Here is a 19,645-nt window from a genome sequence, read left to right on the forward strand (position 1 = left end):
GAGGACATGGTGCTGGTCAAGGAGATCCGCTTCCCCGACGTCGGTGCGGTCGAAGTCGGCGAGGTGAACGACCATCGTCGCCCCGGTCCGGGAGAAGCACTGGTGGCACCCTCGTACGTGGGCATCTGCGGCTCGGATCTGCACGTCTACGCCGGACGACATCCGTTCGTCCGGCCTCCCGTGGTCACCGGGCACGAAAGCGTCGGCGACGTGGTCGCGGTCGGCGACGGCGTCGCCGGGATCGCCCGCGGCGACCGCGTGCTGATCAATCCGCTGGTCCATTGCGGACAGTGCGTGGCGTGCGCGGCCGGTTCCCTCAACACGTGCGAATCCGCGCGGGTTCTCGGTTTCAAACTACCGGGCACGGCGCGCACCCGCACCGTCCAGCACGCGTCGCGACTGCATCGCGTCCCCCACGAGGTGGCCACGGATGTCGCCTGCCTGGCCGAGCCACTGGCCACCGCCGTCCACGCGGTGGGCCGCCCGCACGGATCGTCGGCCATGGAGAACGTGTTGGTGATCGGCGGCGGCTGTATCGGGCTGGCCGTGCTGCTGGCCGCTCGGGCCCACGGTGCCGGCAGCGTCACCCTCGTCGAACCCGTCGCGGCGAAGCGCGCGCTGGCTTCCCGGCTGGGAGCCGATCGGGTGGTGGAGCCCGAGCACCTTGACGAGCTCAGCGGATTCACGACGGCGTTCGACTGCGTGGCCGGGGCGGACACGCTGCGCGCGGCCGTGGACGGCACGCGCGGTGGCGGACACGTCGTGGTGGTCGGCGTGCCGTCCGGAACCGAGCTGACCCTGCCGTTGCCGCGAATGCAGCGTTTCGAGGTCGATCTCGTCGGCAGCGGTATGTACCTGCCCACCGACATCGACCGCGCGCTGTCGCTCATCGCCGACGGCACCATCGACCCCGGTCCCCTCATCTCCCGACGCTTCCCACTCGCCGACGCCCCGGCCGCCTACCCGGCGGCAGCCGACCCCGACACCGTCAAGGTTCTCGTCCAGCTCTTCGACTGAAGGAGCACACATGACAACCGTCTCGCAGCGTGGCGAGCGGACCCGCATGCGCACCGTCGCCATCGCCAGTTTCATCGGCGCTCTCATGGAGTGGTACGACTTCTTCCTGTTCGGTACTGCCTCGGCACTGGTGTTCGGCCCGGTGTTCTTCCCCGATGCGGACCCCACCGTCGGCACCCTGGCCGCATTCGCGACGTTCGGCGTCGGCTTCGTCGCTCGTCCGCTCGGCGGTGTCGTGTTCGGACACTTCGGCGATCGCGTAGGGCGCAAGTCGATGCTCGTGATCACTCTGATGATCATGGGCGTCGGTACGTTCGCGATCGGGTGTCTGCCCGACTACGACCAGATCGGCATCGCCGCTCCGATCCTGCTCGTCGTTTTCCGCCTTGCGCAGGGACTCGGACTCGGTGGCGAGTACGCCGGCGCGGCCCTGATGACCATCGAACACGCACCCGAGGCCCGGCGCGGGTTCTGGGGCAGTCTCCCGCAAGCCGCCGCGTCCGGTGGCATCCTGTTGTCCACCGGCGCTTTCGCCCTGGTCAGCCAACTGGACCGGGCGGAGTTGCTGTCCTGGGGCTGGCGGATGCCGTTTCTCGTCAGCCTCGTACTGCTCGGTGTCGGCCTGGTCATCAGGCTGAAGGTGAGCGAAAGTCCCGAGTTCGAGCGGACCGCGGCGGAACGTCGGAGGAACAACAGTGGCAAGCAGCCGATCCCGCTGTTGCAGGTGTTCCGCAAGCATCCCCGTAACCTGTTGCTCGCCTTCGGCGCACGCCTCGGCGAGACGGTCACCTCGAACGCGATCAACGCGTTCGGTATCTACTACGTCTCGACCCAGGTCGGCGTCGCCGAGTCGACGGCGCTGAACGGCATGCTGCTGGCCTCGGCGATCGGACTGGTCGCCGTACCGATCATCGGAGCTCTGTCCGACCGGATCGGCCGACGAAGGATCTATCTCGCGGGGTCGGTGTTCGGCACCGTGTTCGCCGTCCCGTTCTTCCTGATGCTCGACTCGGGGTCGATACCGCTCATCACGCTGGCGTTCGTGATCGCCTACGTGTTCGTGCCGACGATGATGTTCGCCGTGCAATCGACGTTCTTCTCGGAGCTGTTCGGGGCGGACGTACGCTACACCGGCCTGTCGTTGGCCTACCAGGTCTCCGCGATCGCGGGTGGGTACGTACCCGCCGTCGCCACCTCGCTGCTGGTCGCCGGCGGTGGTGAGCCGTGGTTGGTGGCTGCGGTGTTCGCCGGGGTGTGCCTGGTGACGACGGCATGTGTGCTGTCGGTGGCACATCGCCACGCAGGAGCCGACGCCTCCTCCGACGCCGAACCCGCCGGTCGGCCGGAGGCGACCGGCGGGCGCGTCTCGTAGCCCGGCGCCTGCGACCCGGCCGCTGTCACGTATCGACACGCGGACAGCGGCCGGGGGCTGGGACTGGGGCTGAGGCCTTCGGCGATGCCGGGCCTCCGCCCGCGGCAGGTTCCGTCACACCGGCTGCGGCCAGCGGAATGGGCGTTCGGTCGGCCGTGAGACCCGCTCGCGCTGCCGACCGGGCTCCGGATGCCACGGCGTCAGCCGATGGCCGCACCGCCACACACCTTGAGCACTTGGCCCGTCACGTATCCCGCGCCCGGACCCGCCAGGTAGCCCACCGCCGCGGCCACCTCCTCCGGCGTGCCCATGCGGTTGATCACCTGGTCGTCAAGGGCGTAGGCGACGTCCGCGGTCAGCGCCGTCGCGATCGGGCCGGGCGCCACCGAGTTGCAGGTGATCCCGTCGGCGCCGAGCTCCTTGGCGAGCCACTTCGTCAACGCGATCACGCCACCCTTGGAGGCCGCGTACGCGGGACCGGAACGACCGCCGCCTGCACCTCCCGACCGCGGTCCGCCCATGATCCCGGAGATCGAGCTGATGTTGATGATCCGCCCCGACCCCTGTGCCTTCATGTGGGGTTCGGCGGCGCGGCAGTAGAGGAACATCCCGCGCAGATTGGTGTCGAGATCGCGGTACCACTCGTCGTCGGTGAGCGTGCCCAGCCCGTTCCTGCTGGCCGTCCCGGCGTTGTTGACGAGCACGTCGAGCGAGCCGAGCCGTTCGGCCGCCGCGTCGACGGAGGCGCGCACCGCCTCCTCGTCACGCACGTCGACCTGCCGGTACAGCACGTGCTGATCCGGGAAGTCGGCGGCGAGCGCGGTGACGTCGTCGCACGCGTCGGCCAGGTCGACGACCACGACGTGCGCACCCTGCCTCGCCAGGCCGTGCGCGATGGCCAGCCCGATGCCGCGTGCGCCGCCGGTGACGAGCGCGACCCGACCGGTGAGGTCGAACGGATTCACTCCCGTGTTCCCTTCTAGAAGCCCAGCAGATCCGGAAGCCAGTTGGACAGTTCCGGCACGTATGCCACGAGCAGCAGCACGACCAGGCCTGCGGCGAAGAACGGGCGGATGCCCTTGACCACTTCGGCCAGCGGCACCTTCGCGATGCCGGCCGCGACGAACAGGTTGACGCCGACCGGCGGTGTGACCAGCCCGAGCGCCAGGTTCACGACCATCATCACGCCGATGGTCGTCACGTCGACACCCGCTTCGAGCAGCACCGGCGCGATGATCGGGACGAACAGGTACAGCGCGGACACCGCGTCGATGAACGCGCCGACGATCAACAGCACCACGATGGCCAGCAGCACGATCAGCACGGTGTTGCCGGTCAGCCCCAGCAGGGCGTCGGAGAGGTTCTCCGCGATCTGGTTGACGGTCACCACGTAGGCGAACACCGACGCGGCACCCACGATCAACATCACCACGGCCGACTGCGCCGACGCGGTCACGAGGATGCGGTACAGCTGCCGCGGGCTGATCTCCCGGTAGACCAACAGGCCGACCAGCAGCGCGTAGACCGCCGCGACGACCGCCGACTCGGTCGGCGTGACGATGCCGCCGTAGATGCCACCGAGGATGATCAACGGGACCAGGAGGCCGGGGACGGCCTTCCCGAAGGACGCGCCGAGCCCGCGTGATGCGGCCGCCTCGGCACCCTCGCCGGCGGGCGGCGAGCCCGCGTCACCGCCATCGCCGCGGTCGCCACCGTGACCGCCGCCCGAGCCCGCGCCCGCCCCCGCGGCGACCTTGACCGGTTGGGTCCGCGGCAGGAACAGGCTGGCCACCACGAGCGCGGCCGCCAGCAGAATGCCCGGCACGATGCCCGCCACGAACAGCCGCACGATCGACACCCCCGCGTAGTCGCTGACGACCACCGCGAAGATGATGAACGCGACGCTGGGAGGCACGATGATGCCCATCGAACCCGCGCTGGCGAGCAGCGACGTCGCATGCCGGGCGGCGTAGCCCTGGCGGATCAACGCCGGAATGAGGATCGATCCGATGGCCGCCACCGTCGCGGGACCCGAGCCCGAGATGGCCGAGAAGAAGAAGGCGGCGATGATGACGACGATCGCCAGCCCGTGTTTGCGCCTGCCCACGCATGCGTGTGCGAAATCCACGAGCCTGCGCGAGATGCCGGCATACTCCATGATCACGCCGGCGAGGATGAAGAACGGGATGGCTAGCAACGTCTCCGATGCCACCGACGCGGTGAAGACGTTCGGCACGATCGACAGTTCGCCGAAGCCGCCCATCGCCACCAGCGAGACACAGGCCGCCATCCCGAGCGCGAACGCCACGGGAACACCCAGCAGCAGCAACACGAAGAAGCTGCCGAACAGCACGACACCGATCACCGGTCGGCCTCCTCACTCGGCTGCGAATCCATTGTGGACCTGCGGAAGCCGGCCCGGCTCGCCTGCACGGTCCGGTACACGCCGAAGAGCGCACCCACCGGAAGGGCGGCGGTGAACAACCATTGCGGAATCCGGATCGACGGGGTCGCCCTGCCGCTGTCGAGCTGCGCGATCGCCATGTCGACACCGAAGTACAGCAGCACGACCAGGAACGTCAGGATCGCGACCGTGATCAGCACCGTCATGACCTGCCGCGCGATCCCGGTGGCCTTCTCGTGCAGTGCGCTGAACCCGAGATGAGCACCTTCCCGCAGTCCGATCACCGCGCCCATCATCACCATCCACACCGCGAGGTTCACGGTCAGTTCCGAGGTGAAGGCCAGTGATGCGTTGAGGAAGTACCGGCTGATGACGTTGACGAACGCGACCACTGCCACCACCGCGAACGGGACGGCGGCCAGCACGTTCTCCGCGGTCGTGAGCACGCGTTCCGAACTCGACCTCTGCATGGCTCAGCGCTCCGGGCTCACGGCGCGGACCATCTCGGGGCCCCACACCGGCTCGTAGGATTCGTACAGCGGCCGCACCGCCGCACGGAAACGGGCGACCTGCGCATCGGTCAGCACGGTCGTCTTCATCAGCTTCGACTGCTCGTCGATCTGCTGCTGTTCCAGCCCCCGGTTGGTCTCGATCTGGAACGCGTTCGCATCGGCCGCGGCCGCCTCCACGATCTTCCGGTCCGCCGGGCTCAGCGAGCGGAACAGGTCCTGGTTCATCCCGAGGATCAGCGGGTCGTAGACGTAGTTCCACACGGTCAGATGCCGCTGCACCTCGGCGAGCCCTGCCGACGAGATGACGTCCATCGGATTCTCCTGGCCCTCGATCGTGCCCTGCTGGAGCGAGGTGAACACCTCGGAGAAGTTCATCGTCGTCGGGTTGGCACCGAGCCTGCGGAAGATGTCGGTGAACATGCCGATACCGGGGATGCGCACCTTGATGCCGGCCAGGTCGGCGGGCTCGTTCACCGGGCGGACGTTGTTCGTCAGCTGCCGGAAGCCGCTCTCGCCGAACCCGAGCATCTTCACACCGATCTCGGAGGAGAGCTTCTCGTAGGCGGCGGTCGCACCGCCCTGCAGTGCGCGGTCGGCCTCGTCGTAGTCGCGGTACAGGAACGGGGCGTTGATCGCGCCGAACCGCGGGTCGATGCCCGCGTAGATGATCGTGGAGTTGTAGGAGAAGTCCTTGTCGCCGTTCATCAGCTGTTCGACCCCTGCTGCGGGGTCGCCCGCCGAGAGCTGCTCGCCGGTGAAGATCCGGAGTTTCATCCGGCCACCGGACTCGCGGGACAGGGTCTCGGCGAACCGCTGGGCCGCTTGGTACCAGGTGGAGGACTCTCCGACCGTGACGGTCATGTCCCAGGTGTAGACCGGTTTGTCCGGCGTGGCCGTCACCGAGCCGCATGCGCCGAGCACCAGGCAGGCCAGCAGTGCGACGGCGCCCCGAAGGCGCTTCGACATCATTGTCCGTTCTCCTCGTCCGCCCCGGAAGGGCACACCGATATTGAGAGAAGCCGATCAGCAATGTCAATGCACAACCGGGATCAGTGGTCCACAATATGGACCGTTGCGGTCAGGCGGGAATCGACTCATGATGGCTGCTGTGAGCGCCAATGCCGACGCGCCGCGACCCGCAGCGCCCCCACCCGAGCACGGGAAAGCAGCACGGAGGTCCGCATCATGGACCATTGCTCACACCGCCGACGACACCGACCGGCCGTCCGGATCACAGAGCATCCAGCGGGCGTTCGTCCTGTTGAACCTCGTCGGCGTGCTCGCGCGCGACCGTCCCGACGGCGTGTCACTCGCCGAGCTCACGCGCGTCAGTGGCCGCCCCAAGGCAAGCGTGCGCAGGGTCCTCGTCGCGCTCGTCGCCGAAGGGTACGTCGAACAAGATCCCGACACGGCGTGCTATCGCCTCGGCCTGCAGGCCGGCGTCCTCGGTGAGCTGGCCGGTCACCGCGCAGGCGACCTCAGCGAGGTCAGCACGGACAGTCTCATCAGGATCGCCGACGCATCGACCGACACGACGTTCCTCACCGTGCGCCACGGCAGCTACGGAGTGTGCACGCGCAGGCAGGAGGGCCCCGGCCCGATCCGCAACTACGCCCTGGCCGTCGGCGACCGGCATCCGCTGGGCGTCGGCGCCGGCAGTCTCGCCGTTCTCAGCGCACTGTCCGATGAGAACGTCGAGGCCGTGCTGACGGCGACCGCGACGACCCGCAGCCATTACCCCGGGTTCGACGACGAGACGCTGCGCAACCTCGTCCGACGATCTCGCCAGGCCGGATATGCGCTCAACGACGGCCGGGTCATCGCCGGGTCCTGGGCGCTCGGCGTCGCGGTGCACGACGCCGCAGGCCGTCCGGTCGCCGCACTCAGCGTCGCCAGCATCGCCGAGCGGTTCGACCCGGAGCGGCGCGACGAACTCGCCGCACTGCTGCAGACCGAGGCCGAAACCATCCACGCCGCACTGACCCGTTCTCAGGAGTCCCGACCCGCGAGAGGACAACCATGACAGCCACCCCCGCCATCATCGGCTGGGCGCATTCCCGGTTCGGCAAGGCGTCCGAACCGGACGTGGAAGCGCTGCTGGCCGGTGTCACCGGCGCGGCCCTCGACCACGCCGGAACAGAGCCGGGAGACGTCGACGGGATCTTCGTCGGCGTGTTCAACGGCGGATTCTCCCGGCAGGGATTCGAAGCGGGACTGGTCGGTGCGGGCACGCCCGAACTGGCGACCGTGCCCGCCGTGCACACCGAGAACGCGTGCGCGACCGGGTCGTCGGCACTGTTCACGGCGCTGGACTTCGTGCAGTCGGGCCGCGGCCGGATCGCACTCGTCGCCGGCGCGGAGAAGATGACGGCCGCCGAGGCGGAGGTCGTGAACGACGCGCTGCTGACCGCCTCCTACCGCAGGCAGGAGGAGCAGGCCGGCAGCTTCGCCGGGGTGTTCGCCGGGATCGCCCGTGACTATTTCGAGCGGTACGGCGACCACCGCGACACGCTCGCCCGCATCGCCGCGAAGAACCACCGCAACGGGGTCGGCAATCCGTACGCGCACCTGCGCAAGGACCTCGGCTTCGAGTTCTGCGCCGAGGTGTCGGACCGCAACCCGTTCGTGGCCGATCCGCTCCGCCGCACGGACTGCTCCCTGGTCTCCGACGGGGCGGCCGCCGTCGTCGTCGCGTCGCCCGACGTCGCCGCGACCGCGCCGCGCGCCGTGGGGTGGCGCGGCCGCGCGCACGCCAACGACCACCTGCCGCTGAGCCGCCGTGACGACGTGCTCGCCTTCGCGGGCGCCAGGTCGGCGTTCGCCGGGGCCACGAACGAGGCGGGTGCCGGGCTGTCGGACCTGGACCTCATCGAGACCCACGACTGCTTCACCGTGGCCGAACTGCTGCAGTACGAGGCGTTCGGACTCGCCGAACCGGGCAAGGGAGCGACCGTGCTCGACGCCGGACTCACCGAACGCGACGGCGACCTGCCGGTCAACCCGTCGGGCGGGCTGAAGTCGAAGGGACATCCCATCGGCGCCACCGGGGTGTCGCAGCACGTCATGGCCGCCCTGCAACTGACCGGTGAAGCCGGGGACATGCAAGTGCCCGACGCCGAACTCGCCGCGGTGTTCAACATGGGCGGTGTCGCCGTCGCCAACTACTGCTCGGTGCTGGAGCGGGTGCGATGACGCTGCGCGCTGTCAACCTGGCCCATCTGCTGACCGCGACGGCCACCCGGCTGTCGGGCCGCGACGCCGTCGTGTCCGGCTCGACGCGGCTGACGTGGCGGGACGTGGACGCGCGGGCGTCCGCGGTCGCGGCCGAGCTGCGCCGCCGCGGCATCGGCCGTGGTGACGCGGTTCTGGTGCACTCCCCCAACCACATCGAGTTCGTGGCGGCGATGTTCGGGGTGTGGCGTGCGGGAGCCGTGTTCGCTCCGGCCAACTTCCGCCTGACTCCGTCCGAGGTCGCCGGGCTGGCCGAACTGACGACCCCCGCCGCGCTCATCTGCCACGCCGACTACGCCGACCATGCCGGCGCCGTCACCGGTGCCGCGGAGCTGACCGGCGGCACGCTCTGGATCGGCGCCGCGGCCGACGCCGACGGCGCCGTGGCCGGCCTGCCCGTTCCGGCCGAACGCGAGGCGGACGAGCCGGTGTGGAACGGCGACCACGCCTGGTACTTCTTCACCTCCGGCACCAGCGGCAGACCCAAGGCGGTCGTGCTCACCCACGACCAGCTGGGCTTCGTCGTCAACAACCACCTCTGCGACCTGCTGCCCGGCCTCGGTGCCGACGACGCGCAGATCGTGGTGGCACCGCTGTCCCACGGTGCCGGGATCCACCTGTTGCCGCAGGTGGCACGGGGTGCGAAGACGGTGCTGCCGACGTCGACCCGGCTGGACCCCGCGGAGATCTGGCGGCTCGTCGACGTCGAACGCGTGACCAACGCCTTCACCGTGCCGACGATCCTCACGACGCTCACCCAGGCGCCGGAGGCCGCCAGCCACGACCTCGGCTCGCTGCGCTACGTGATCTACGCGGGCGCACCGATGTACCGCGCCGATCAGCAGCGCGCCCGCGAGGTGCTCGGCGACGTTCTCGTGCAGTACTACGGGCTGGGCGAGGTCACCGGCAACATCACGGTGCTGCCGCCGGACGAGCACGACCGCAGGCCGCCGGAGGGCGTCGAGTACGGCACCTGTGGCTATCCCCGCACCGGCATGCAGGTCAGCATCCAGGACTCCGGCGGCGCGGAACTGCCCGCCGGTACGCAGGGCGAGATCTGTGTCGCGGGCCCCGCGGTGTTCCCCGGCTATCTGCGCAACGACGCGGCCAACGCGGAGTCCTTCCGCGACGGCTGGTTCCGCACCGGCGATCTGGGCATGATCGACGACGAGGGATACGTCTACGTCACGGGCAGGGCCTCCGACATGTTCATCTCCGGCGGGTCCAATGTGTACCCGCGGGAGATCGAGGAGCGACTGCTGCACCATCCGGCCGTGGCCGAGGCTGCGGTCGTGGGTGTGCCGGACCCGAAGTGGGGCGAGATCGGCGTCGCGGTGTGCGTCGCCTCCGAGGACCACGCGGCCGACGAGGACGAACTCCGGTCGTGGCTCGGGGATTCCCTCGCGCGGTACAAGATCCCGAAACGCTTCGTGTGGTGGGACGAGATCCCGAAGTCGGGCTACGGCAAGGTCGTCAAACGCACCATCAAGCAGCGATTGGCCGGCTCGTGACCGGGCGCGGAGCCGAGTGCAGGGCCGGGGTTCCGCTGCAGCACCCCGGGCCGCCGTCACCGGAACGCATCGTGTCGGTTCCCACCGGCGTGACGGTGGTGCGGACGGAGCTGCCGCCCGGTGCGAACATCGCGGCGGAGCTGTGGCGGATCACCGAATCCGCAGGCCACCGTGCGGCGTGCGTCGAACTGGCGCACGGCGGCTTCGGCACGCTGCGCTACGTGCACCCGGCCGTCGGCGCCGAGCGGCCCGCCTACTTCAGCGAGACCTGCGAACCCGCGGGCCCGTGTTTCGTTCTGGGCGGTTCCGCCACGGTGGGGACCCGCGACGGCGCGGGGTTCGCGCACGTCCACGCCACCTGGATCGACGAGCACGGGCGTGTCCGCGGCGGTCACCTACTGCCGGAGACGACGGTCGGCGCTGCGGCGATCGAGGCGACGGTGCGGCTACTGCACGACGTGGCGTACATCAGCGACACGTGCCCGGAAACGGCCATGCCGGCGTTCACCCCGCACGCGCGCGGGCAGGCGACTTCCCCGAACGCCGTGGCGGCGCGCCTCCGTCCCGGTGAAGACCTGCACACCGCGGTGACGGACGTGGCGGCACGGGCCGGGTTCCGTTCCGCGGTGGTCCGCGCCGGCCTGGGCAGCACCGTCGGCGCCCGGCTTCGCACGGGTCCCGGCCGGATCGCGGAGGCCGACTGGCCCGCCACCGAGTTCACCTCGCTCACCGGCACCGTCACCGACGGCGAGGCCGTGCTCACCGCATCGCTGGTGGACCGCAACGGTGACGTCCACTCCGGGCTCGTGCTGCCGGGGCAGAACCCGGTGGCCGTGACGTTCGAACTGTACGTCGAAGGCACCCGCAGCGGCGCGCCAACCGGCGCCGTCGACACCGATGCCAAGGAGGCAGAGGGATGACCGAAGGGTCCAGGCTGGCCGGGCGGACGGCGCTCGTGTTCGGCGGCGGTGGCGGGCCGGACGGCGCGACCAACGGCCAGGCCGCCGCGCTGACCTATGCCCGGCACGGGGCGTCGGTCGCCGTGGTGGACGTCAGCGGCGAGGCGGCCGGCCACACCGTCGAGGCCATCCGCGCCGAGGGCGGCGCGGCGACGGCGATCACCGCCGACGTCACCGACGGAGACCAGGTCGCCGACGCCGTCGGCCGGGCGGCCGAGACGTTCGGACCCGCCGACATCCTGCACAACAACGTGGGCGTCACGGTGCTGGGCGGTCCGATGGACCTGAGCCTCGAGGAATGGCACCGGGCGTTCGCGCTCAATGTGGACGGTGTGTTCCTGGCGTGCAAGCACGTGCTGCCTGCGATGCTGAACCGCGGCGGCGGAGCGATCGTCAACGTCTCCTCGCTCGCGGCGTTGCGCCACGTCGGCTACGACTATCCGGCGTACATGGCCGCGAAGGCGGCCGTGAACCAGGCGACGGTGTCACTCGCTCTGACGTACGCAGCGCGGGGGATCCGCGCCAACTCGGTCGCGCCGGGCTTCATCGAGACGCCCCTCGTTCGCCAGCAGTTGGCGTCGCAGGCGGGATCGCTCGACGAGCTGATGGCGGCCCGCCACGCGGCGAGTCCCACGGGACGCATGGGCACGCCGTGGGACGTCGCGAACGCGAGCCTGTTCCTCGCCTCCGACGAGGCCGCCTACGTCAACGGCGTGTGCCTGCCCGTCGACGGCGGCCTGGCCATGACCTGCGCACCCGGCTGACCGGCGCGTCACCGGTCGCCGGAGGGAGGGCCGGGGAAACCGCCGACGGCCTGTTCGAACGTCCGTGCCACCCGCAGCACCGCCGCGTCCTCGAAGTGCCTGCCGACGATCATCATGCCCGTGGGCAGGCCGTCCACCGACGCGGTGGGCACGCTGCACGCCGGGTGACCGGTCGTGTTGAACGGCGCGGTGTTGCCGATCATCGACAACGCGGTGTCCAGGTACTGCCCGAGCGGGACGTCGGCCGTTGGCAACGGGCGCGCCGGGTAGGGCACGGTCGGCATGACGAGGACGTCGCAGCGGGTCAGCGCGGCGTCGTAGGCGGCGCGCGCCCGATGCACCAGGTGACGCGCCATCGCGTAGTACCGGCCGCCGCCTTCCTCGAACGTGTAGCGCCCTGACAGCCCGACGAGCTTGACCGTCTTCGACAACTCGGCGCCGTGTTCCAGCCGGCCGCGGCCGTAATGGGCGATGAGCTCGGGATCGTAGAAGTCCTCGACGTTCATGCCGAACCCGTTGCCGTCCAGCATCTGGTAGGCGGCGCCTTCGGTGGCGATGACGTTCCAGACGTGCATCACGTCGACGTGCCACGGGATCGAAACGTCCTCGGCCGCCAGCCCCGCCGCGCGCAACCGGTCCACGCCCGCCCGGACGGCCTCGTCGACGGCGGGATCGGACACCGGGGTGCCGAAGCCCTCCGTCACGACGCCGATGCGCATGCCCGCGGCCGGTTCGTCGAGTGCCGCCAGGTAGTCGACGCCGGAGATCGCCGTGGGCTGGCGCGGATCCGCCCCGTCCGCACCGGCGAGCACGGTGAGCATGCGGGCGGCGTCCTCGACGGTGCGGGTCATGGGACCGAGGTGGTCGATCGTCCGCTCGATCGGGAACGCACCGGTGTAGGGAACGAGACCATGGGTCGGTTTGTGCCCGACGATCCCGCAGAACGCACTCGGCATCCGCACCGAACCGCCCTGGTCCCCGCCCAGCGCGAGATCCACTTCGCCGCTCGCGACGAGCGCCGCGCTGCCACTGGAGGAACCGCCCGCGTTGCGGGACTCGTCCCACGGGTTGCGCACCGGCCCGGGCTTCGACGTGAAGCTCCCGCCGGAGAAGCACAGGTCCTCGCACACCGACTTGCCGGCGATCGTCGCGCCCGCACCGAGTAGGCGCGTGACCGTCGTCGCGTCACGAATCGGGATGAAGCCCTCGACCGAGCGGGAACCGTTCATCATCGGAACCCCCGACACCGCCACGTTGTCCTTGATCGCGACGGTCCTGCCGGCGAGCGGCCCCTGCTCCGACTCCCTCACGGACGTCGTCACGTGCCATGCGCCCCACGGGTTGTCGTGTGGATACGACCACTGCCGCTGCTCAGGAGCGGGCGCACTGCGGCGGTACAGCTCCTCGACGGCCTCCGGATGCTCGAGGGTGCCCGCCACGGCGGGAGCGAACTCGTCGAGTTCGGCCTGCGACAGTCCGAACCCGAAGTGCTCGTCGAGTGCCGCCAACCGGGACCGGTCGGGCGGAGGCAACGCGGACATCGACAACACCGTCCTTTCGCCGCGGAAGCGAACCGGCGACACGGCCGGGACGAATCGCGGACGGCGGCCTGGCAGGCCGGTCGGGATGTGCGAACGTCCCCGACCCTAAGCGGCCCCGCGACCCGGAGCAACGCGGGGAACCGGGCCCGGGAACCGCCCGCCGGTCAGCGGCGCGCGGGCGCGACGCCGAGCGCCCGGTCCACCCACCGGCCCACGGGAAGCGCGATGACCACGGCCGCCAGCACGACGTGGAGGACCATGAACACCACTGCCGTGGCGACGCTCGGTACGCCGGTGAACACGATGATGTGCGAGGCCCACGGCAACTCCGACGGCCGCGATCCCGCGGCCCACACGTCGTTGAGCGCCCAGAACGTCAGGTCGTTGAGCCCCGACACGACGACCAGGATCGCCGCGACGCCAGTCTTGAGCACGTTCGCCGTCCTGGCCCCGCCCAGCCGGTAGGCCAGCAGCATCAGCAGCACGATGAACGTCGTGATGAACAGCTCGAACTGGTACACCGGCTCGAAGGAACCGTCCTGATCGGCCGTGCGCCCGAACTCCTGGATGCGCATGACCATCTCGGTGTCGATGTAGGCCATGTAGCCGATCACGCAGAGCAGCAGTAGCCCAGGGGCCATGCGCCACTTCGGCAACAGGGCCACCGCCACCACGGCGAACGCGAACGGGCTCAGTTTGAACGCCCATTCCGCAAGGTTGTCCAGCGTCTGGTCGGGCGGCAGCACCACCATGATCAGCAGCGCCAGTACCGCCGCGGGGACCGTCGGCACCACCCACAGCCAGCCGCGCGCGCGATACAGAGCGGCCACCCAGCCCCGTCGACGGTCGTCGCCCCTGCCGTCGGCAGCGGGCGGCCCGGCTCCCGGCATCGTCGCGGTCATGCGTCGTCGTCCTCCAAGCGTGGCTTCTCCACCCAGAACGGGCCGAGCGCGAGCGCGTCCACATCGGTCTTGAGATAGCACGCGACGGCGTCCGCCGGATTCATGACGATCGGTTCCTCGTTGTCGTTGAACGAGGTGTTGACGACCATCGGCACACCGGTGAGCCGTTCGAAGTGCTGGATCATGCGGTAGTAGAGGGGATTGTCCTCCTCCGACACCGTCTGCACCCGGGCGGTGCCGTCGACATGGGTGATCGCCGGTACGACCTCCCGCTGGTGTTCCAGCACGTCGAACACGAGCAGCATCACCGGCGACGGATAGCCGCTGGCGAAGAACTCGCCCGCACGTTCGGCCAAGCAGGACGGTGCGAACGGCCGGAAGGCCTCCCGATGCTTGACCTTCTCGTTCATCCGTGTCTTCGACTCGGGATCGCGCGGATCGGCCACGAGCGACCGGTTGCCGAGTGCCCGCGGTCCGCACTCCATCCGGCCCTGGAACCAGCCGATGATCAGCCCGTCGGCGATCCGCCTGGCCGCGTGCGCCGCGATGTCGTCATGGCGCTCGTAGTCCAGCCCCGCATCCTTGAGCGCCAGTTCCATGTCGGTCTCGGTGTACTCGGGGCCGGTGTAGGTGAAGCCGCTCCGCGGCCGCGGCCTGCGGTAGGTCCCCACACTGACGTCGAGGGCAGCGCCGACGGCGCACCCGTCGTCGGCCGCGGCGGGCTGGGCGAAGAAGTCCTCGAACGGGGTCTCCAACAGGATCCGCCCGTTCATGACGCTGTTGAGCGCCACCCCACCGGCCACGCTCAGCCTCGTCGATCCGGTTTCGGCCTGCAGCCACCTGGCGAGGTGCAGCCCGGCTTCCTCGAGCGTCACCTGCAGCGCGTACGCGATGTCGCAGTAGTGCTGCGGCACCGGGTTCTCCGCCGTCACCCGCGTTCTCGGCCGGGCGGGGCCGAACAGGTCGTGGAACTTCTGCGACATCACGTGTTTGCCGGTGCGGTGGTGTTCGAACCAACTGAGGTCGAGTTCGAACCCGCCGTCCGGGCCGAGGTGCACCAGCTCGCGGAACGCCTCGACGTACGTGTCGTCGCCCAGCGGGGCCAGGCCCATGATCTTGCCCTCGTCCCGTGTCGGGTAGAAGCCGAGGTACCCGGTGACACCGGCGTACATCGCCCCCAGCGAGTGCGGGAACTTGATCCGCCGCAGCTCTCGGATGGTGTCGCCCCTGCCGTGCGCCAGCAGCGTCGAGGCGCCGTCACTGCCGATGCCGTCGAGGGTCAGCACCGCCGATTCGTCCCAGGGGCAGATGTAGTACGCGCTGCCTGCGTGGGCGCGGTGGTGATCGACCAGGTGCACCGTGAAGTTCACCGGCCCGGAGTGGCCGACGGCCTCCTTGATGTCGCGTTCGAGGGTGTAGGTGCGTTTGATGTGGGCGAGCACCGCACCGCCGACGTGGTAGTCGTCGACGCCCTTGCCCCCGCCGCTGCGGAGTGTCTTCAGCAGACCGGCGGCCCTGCCCCCCGAAGCGCCGTCCGGGTTGCGGAAGACGTCGAGGGTGCCGGGGAAGTACCGCGCGAACACCTTCGCTGCGTGGATCGCCTCCTTCCACCGCTGCCAGTAGTAGGCGACGTGGTCGACCTCGGCGAGCGTGATACCCGCCTGGTCGAGGCAGAACTTGATCGCGTTCGCGGGCAGACCCCCGTCGTGCTTGACGCGGGTGAACCGCTCCTCCTCGGCGAAGGCGACGATCGTGCCGTCGTGGACGAGCGCTGCCGCCGAGTCGTGGACTCTGCTGATACCGAGTACGTACATGCTCTCGCTCCGTGGTGTTACGTGGTGGATGACAGGTCGGACCGTGCAGGCCGTCCGGCGGGCAGACCGGACGGCCGGCTTCGCACCATGTGGTGCAGCGCCGCCGCCTCGGCCGCCAACGCGAACACGACTGCGGCGAACCCGCCCGCGGCGCCGAGGGGCGGCACCAGGCACAGCGCGCCCACCGTCGTCGCGAGGAGACGGCACAGCGCTCCCCGGAGACTCACGCCCAGCAACGGGCCTCCGGTGTTCTCGATCAGAAAGATTCCGTACATCACGGCGATCGCGACGGCGATCTCGACGACGGTCAACGCGGCGAGCGCCGTCCACATGGCGATGCCCGTGTCGGCGAGCAGCGCGTCGCGGGATGCGGGCACCAGCAGGGCGGCCCCGAACAGCACGGCGAACGCCGCCCCGCCCACGACGACCGAGCGCAGGATCGCGGTGGCCTTCGACCGCGCGGTCACCGCACCGGCGCCCCGCTGCCGCAGCGATACGCCCGGCTGGTGGATCCGGAGCTGGTACCGCACGATCGAGCAGAATGCCCCCGCCGCGAGCATCGCGAGGTAGAACGGCCCGCTGTCGGACACCCGGCCCACAGCGGCGAGCACGAAGAACACCACCGCGACGGTCAGGGCGTCGAGCAGCTCCGGCACACCGAGGAGCCAGGTGGTGCGCCCGTAGGCGAGCACGAGCCGTCGTCGCCGCAGCGGTTCGGGCCGCCGCCAGTCGCGGGGCAGCAGGCCGACGGCCGTCAACGCGACGGCGGCCAGCCCGGCGGGCAGCACCAGCAGCACCGTGCGCGGGGACCAGTCGGCCAGCCACGTCGTCAGTGTCACCACGAGTACCAGCGCCGCTCCCGCCGTGAACGCCCAGGCATCGAGCGAGGCGCTGCCCCTGAGCCGATGCAGCCCGGACACCGTCATCAGCATGCCGGAACACGTGTGCCAGCAGGCTGCGGCCAGGTACGGCACCAGCGCCGATTCCGGCGCCACGAACGCGGTCACGATCAGGGCGGCCGCGAACGCCAGCACCGGCGCGACGGCGAACCGCACCGCCAGCGCGGCCACCGTCGCCCGTGTCACCCGCACCCTCGGCGCCAGCTTCAGGGCGCTCTTCTCGGCCGCGTTGGGCAGGAACACCAGCCACGCACACGCACCCAGGGCGTTGGCGAACGGACCGTAGGCGACCGTGCCCCAGACGACGGCCAACACCACCTGCATCAGCTGCACGCTGGCACGGAAGGAGCCCCGGCCGAGGAGCAGCCGGAGCATCATCGACCGGCGGGGCGCCGCGCTCACCGCAGCGCCGGTCACGGCTGCGGCACCGCCTGAGCCACGTCGTCGAGGCGGAACTTCAGTGCGCCGCGTACCACTTCCGCCGAGTCACGCAGATCGTCCATCGTGGCTGCTTGAAGGACCGCGTAACCGAGTTTGTAGCCCGCCTGTTCGTAGGCGCGCACGAACGTCCCCTCGTCGGCGAACATCCGCAGGTCGACCACAGCGGGATGCGCGGCGACCTCGTCGATGCCGCAGACCTCGGCGAGCCTGCCCGCACGGTCGGCCCCGAAGACCTGCACCATCGTCGGCACCGGCTCCCGGGGTGCGAGCACCGGCTCGTCACCCACCGCCGTCGCCATGGTCGCCGCCATGACGTCCACGCCGTAGCACGACTCGATGAGCTCGGCGAGGCCGTTGCCGCCCATGCGCGCACCCATCTCCACGAGGTACAGCCTGCCGTCACGGCCGAGTACCGCATCGAGTGTCAGCGGACCGTCGGGGTAACCGATCCGATCGCAGACCGCTTCGAGCATGCCCACCAGCTCAGCGTCCACTCCGGACGGAAGTTCCGCGGGTACGAGGTGCGAGGTGGTCACGAAGTACGGCGGCGGTGTGATCGTCCGTTCGGTGACGGCGTGGAAGGCCACCCTGCCGCGGCGCATGAGCACCTCGACAGTGAGGTGCATCCCCGTCAGATACTCCTCCACGACGAGCTTGCCCTCCGGGGAGAACGCCACCGACTCGGTGAACGCCGAACGCAGGGAACCCGGTCCGGCACACGCCACCACTCCCCTGCTTCCCGACGAGTCGACCGGTTTGACCAGTGCGGGGAAGCGCAGTTCGCGGGCCCGCTTGACGAGGTCGTCGTCCGGCGCACCGCTGACCGCCCGGTACCCCGGCAGGTCCAGCTCCGCGCACAGCTCGCGGAACACCGATTTGTCGACCGAGGCGCGCATCGCCAGGTCGGGTAGCCGCGCGGGGAGATTCCAGTGCCGGGTGAGCCATGCCAGAGCGGGCAACCCGACGTCGCTGGCCGGGCACAGCACACCGACGATGTCGTCGCGTCCGGCGAGTGCGCTCGCGATCCGCTCCGGGGCGCGCACGCTCAGCCGAACGAACTCGTCGGCGTGGAGCACACCCGGGGCGCTCGGCCGGATGTCGACACAGATCGTCCGGTATCCCAGTTCCCTCGCCCGTTGATACACGCTGACCGAACCGTCGGCGCCGCCCAGTACCACCAGCGTCTTCACGAGGTCACCTCCGCCCGCCGGGGCTGCGGGGCGACCGGCCGCTCGTCGAGGAGCAGGTCGGCGGGGTCGACCCGGTCGTGCAGGGACGTCTCCCGGATGTAGAACTGGCGTGGTCGCGGCTGTCCGGCTCCGACGGTGACGAGGTAGCGGACACCCACGGCCAGCACGGCCGTCAACACGGCGAGCACCACGAACAGCGCGGCCGGCACCGCGGCTCCGCCGATCACTCCGGTGCCCGCCGCCACGGCCAGCAGACCGCATAGCGCAGCGGTCCCCAGCGCGAGACCTGCGGCGACGCCGGGCAGCCTGCGCGTGAAGCCGACGAACAGTTCCACCGCGTGCGAGGCGAGGAAACGGAAGCCCACCTTCGACTCGCCGCGCTCCCTCGCCCGATGGCCGACGGCCACGGTCGTGTAGCGACTGGTCAGCCGCGGCACCGTCGCCATGAAGTACGGCGTGCCGAGTTCGAGGTCGACGACGCGACGTGCGAGATCGGTACGCACCAGCCGGAACGCGGTCGCACCACGCGGTATCTCGACCCGCAGGACTCGCTGGGCGAGATGGTGGAACACCGCGGTGCCCCAGCGCCGCAGCAACGGGTCCTGCCGGTTCGTCCGGACCCCGAACACGGCGTCGTAACCCTGTTGCGCCTCGTCGATCAGCACGCGCGCCTCGGCGGCGGGGAACTGCTGATCGGCGTCGATGTGCAGCACCCACGGCTGCGCGGCGTATCGGTAGCCTGCGGAAAAAGCGGCCTCGAAGCCGAAGTTCCGCGTGAAGGAAATGAAACCGACGCGCGGATCTTGTTCCGTCAGACCGCGGATGATGTCAAGTGATCCGTCCGCGCTTCCGTCGTCGACATAGATGACTTCTAGATCGAGGTCGCCGAGTTCCTCGACGATCTCCTCGTACGATGCCGTGATATTGTCCACTTCGTTATAACACGGAACCACCACTGTGATACTCGATATCCTGGTGCGATCAACACTCGGCCCCATCACAGGTCACACACCAGAACCGGAGCGGATTCCCGTAGCGGAACCCATCTCGGCGAACACGGCATGAATGCCCTCGCGTTTCTCCTCGTC

The 19,645-nt window shown here is 69.9% G+C and carries 17 protein-coding genes; 7 read left to right on the top strand and 10 right to left on the bottom strand.

Features of this window, described 5'->3' with window-relative positions:
* Positions 1 to 6: 6 nt before the first annotated feature.
* Both LY12_RS09770 and LY12_RS09775 read left to right on the top strand, forming a co-directional pair.
* Positions 7 to 1,017 (top strand): zinc-dependent alcohol dehydrogenase, encoded by a 1,011-nt coding sequence (locus tag LY12_RS09770; RefSeq protein ID WP_253855262.1) that lies wholly within the window; start codon positions 7 to 9, stop codon positions 1,015 to 1,017.
* 10 nt (positions 1,018 to 1,027) lie between these two features.
* A complete protein-coding gene (locus tag LY12_RS09775; RefSeq protein ID WP_253855264.1) occupies positions 1,028 to 2,389 on the top strand; it encodes an MFS transporter in 1,362 nt (453 codons plus the stop codon).
* 200 nt (positions 2,390 to 2,589) lie between these two features.
* Here the strand turns inward: LY12_RS09775 and LY12_RS09780 are convergent, their stop codons facing one another.
* The 4 genes from LY12_RS09780 to LY12_RS09795 are packed head-to-tail and all read right to left on the bottom strand — an operon-like array spanning position 2,590 to position 6,274.
* Positions 2,590 to 3,354: an SDR family NAD(P)-dependent oxidoreductase gene (locus LY12_RS09780; protein WP_253855266.1), complete on the bottom strand. Its 765-nt coding sequence runs from the start codon at positions 3,352 to 3,354 to the stop codon at positions 2,590 to 2,592.
* Positions 3,355 to 3,368: 14 nt separating this feature from the next.
* Positions 3,369 to 4,754, bottom strand: coding sequence for a TRAP transporter large permease (locus tag LY12_RS09785; protein WP_253855268.1), 1,386 nt, complete (start codon positions 4,752 to 4,754; stop codon positions 3,369 to 3,371).
* Positions 4,751 to 5,263: a TRAP transporter small permease gene (locus tag LY12_RS09790; RefSeq protein WP_253855270.1), complete on the bottom strand. Its 513-nt coding sequence runs from the start codon at positions 5,261 to 5,263 to the stop codon at positions 4,751 to 4,753. The genes LY12_RS09785 and LY12_RS09790 overlap by 4 nt, the downstream gene beginning before the upstream one ends.
* 3 nt (positions 5,264 to 5,266) lie before the next feature.
* Positions 5,267 to 6,274 carry a DctP family TRAP transporter solute-binding subunit gene (locus LY12_RS09795; protein ID WP_253855272.1) on the bottom strand — a complete coding sequence of 336 codons (1,008 nt, stop codon included), beginning with the start codon at positions 6,272 to 6,274 and terminating at the stop codon, positions 5,267 to 5,269.
* 139 nt (positions 6,275 to 6,413) lie between these two features.
* On the opposite strand from LY12_RS09795, the gene LY12_RS09800 reads away from it, so the two are divergent.
* The 5 genes from LY12_RS09800 to LY12_RS09820 all read left to right on the top strand — a co-directional run bounded on the left by LY12_RS09800 (position 6,414) and on the right by LY12_RS09820 (position 11,770).
* A complete protein-coding gene (locus LY12_RS09800) occupies positions 6,414 to 7,328 on the top strand; it encodes an IclR family transcriptional regulator (RefSeq protein ID WP_253855274.1) in 915 nt (304 codons plus the stop codon).
* Positions 7,325 to 8,497, top strand: a complete 1,173-nt coding sequence (locus LY12_RS09805) for an acetyl-CoA acetyltransferase (protein WP_253855276.1) — start codon at positions 7,325 to 7,327, stop codon at positions 8,495 to 8,497. Before LY12_RS09800 ends, LY12_RS09805 begins: the two co-directional genes overlap by 4 nt.
* The gene (locus LY12_RS09810; protein ID WP_253855278.1) at positions 8,494 to 10,047 is read left to right on the top strand and encodes an AMP-binding protein; all 1,554 of its coding nucleotides are present in this window, start codon (positions 8,494 to 8,496) and stop codon (positions 10,045 to 10,047) included. Before LY12_RS09805 ends, LY12_RS09810 begins: the two co-directional genes overlap by 4 nt.
* Positions 10,048 to 10,118: 71 nt before the next feature.
* Complete coding sequence (locus LY12_RS09815) at positions 10,119 to 10,967, top strand: PPC domain-containing DNA-binding protein (protein ID WP_253855279.1); 849 nt, start codon at positions 10,119 to 10,121, stop codon at positions 10,965 to 10,967.
* Positions 10,964 to 11,770 (top strand): SDR family NAD(P)-dependent oxidoreductase, encoded by an 807-nt coding sequence (locus LY12_RS09820; RefSeq protein ID WP_253855281.1) that lies wholly within the window; start codon positions 10,964 to 10,966, stop codon positions 11,768 to 11,770. Before LY12_RS09815 ends, LY12_RS09820 begins: the two co-directional genes overlap by 4 nt.
* A gap of 8 nt (positions 11,771 to 11,778) precedes the next feature.
* Here LY12_RS09820 and LY12_RS09825 read toward each other — a convergent pair whose 3' ends face one another.
* The 6 genes from LY12_RS09825 to LY12_RS09850 all read right to left on the bottom strand — a co-directional run bounded on the left by LY12_RS09825 (position 11,779) and on the right by LY12_RS09850 (position 19,555).
* Complete coding sequence (locus LY12_RS09825) at positions 11,779 to 13,311, bottom strand: amidase (protein WP_253855283.1); 1,533 nt, start codon at positions 13,309 to 13,311, stop codon at positions 11,779 to 11,781.
* 164 nt (positions 13,312 to 13,475) lie between these two features.
* Positions 13,476 to 14,213, bottom strand: a complete 738-nt coding sequence (locus LY12_RS09830) for a hypothetical protein (RefSeq protein ID WP_372493491.1) — start codon at positions 14,211 to 14,213, stop codon at positions 13,476 to 13,478.
* Positions 14,210 to 16,027 (bottom strand): carbamoyltransferase family protein, encoded by a 1,818-nt coding sequence (locus tag LY12_RS09835; RefSeq protein ID WP_253855285.1) that lies wholly within the window; start codon positions 16,025 to 16,027, stop codon positions 14,210 to 14,212. Before LY12_RS09835 ends, LY12_RS09830 begins: the two co-directional genes overlap by 4 nt.
* Before the next feature lie 17 nt (positions 16,028 to 16,044).
* Positions 16,045 to 17,343, bottom strand: coding sequence for a hypothetical protein (locus LY12_RS09840; protein ID WP_253855287.1), 1,299 nt, complete (start codon positions 17,341 to 17,343; stop codon positions 16,045 to 16,047).
* The gene (locus LY12_RS09845; protein WP_253855289.1) at positions 17,340 to 18,557 is read right to left on the bottom strand and encodes an ATP-grasp domain-containing protein; all 1,218 of its coding nucleotides are present in this window, start codon (positions 18,555 to 18,557) and stop codon (positions 17,340 to 17,342) included. Before LY12_RS09845 ends, LY12_RS09840 begins: the two co-directional genes overlap by 4 nt.
* Positions 18,554 to 19,555 carry a glycosyltransferase family 2 protein gene (locus tag LY12_RS09850; protein WP_253855291.1) on the bottom strand — a complete coding sequence of 334 codons (1,002 nt, stop codon included), beginning with the start codon at positions 19,553 to 19,555 and terminating at the stop codon, positions 18,554 to 18,556. The genes LY12_RS09845 and LY12_RS09850 overlap by 4 nt, the downstream gene beginning before the upstream one ends.
* Positions 19,556 to 19,645 lie beyond the last annotated feature (90 nt).

This window comes from Prauserella alba (assembly GCF_024171735.1).
Lineage (GTDB): Bacteria > Actinomycetota > Actinomycetes > Mycobacteriales > Pseudonocardiaceae > Prauserella > Prauserella alba.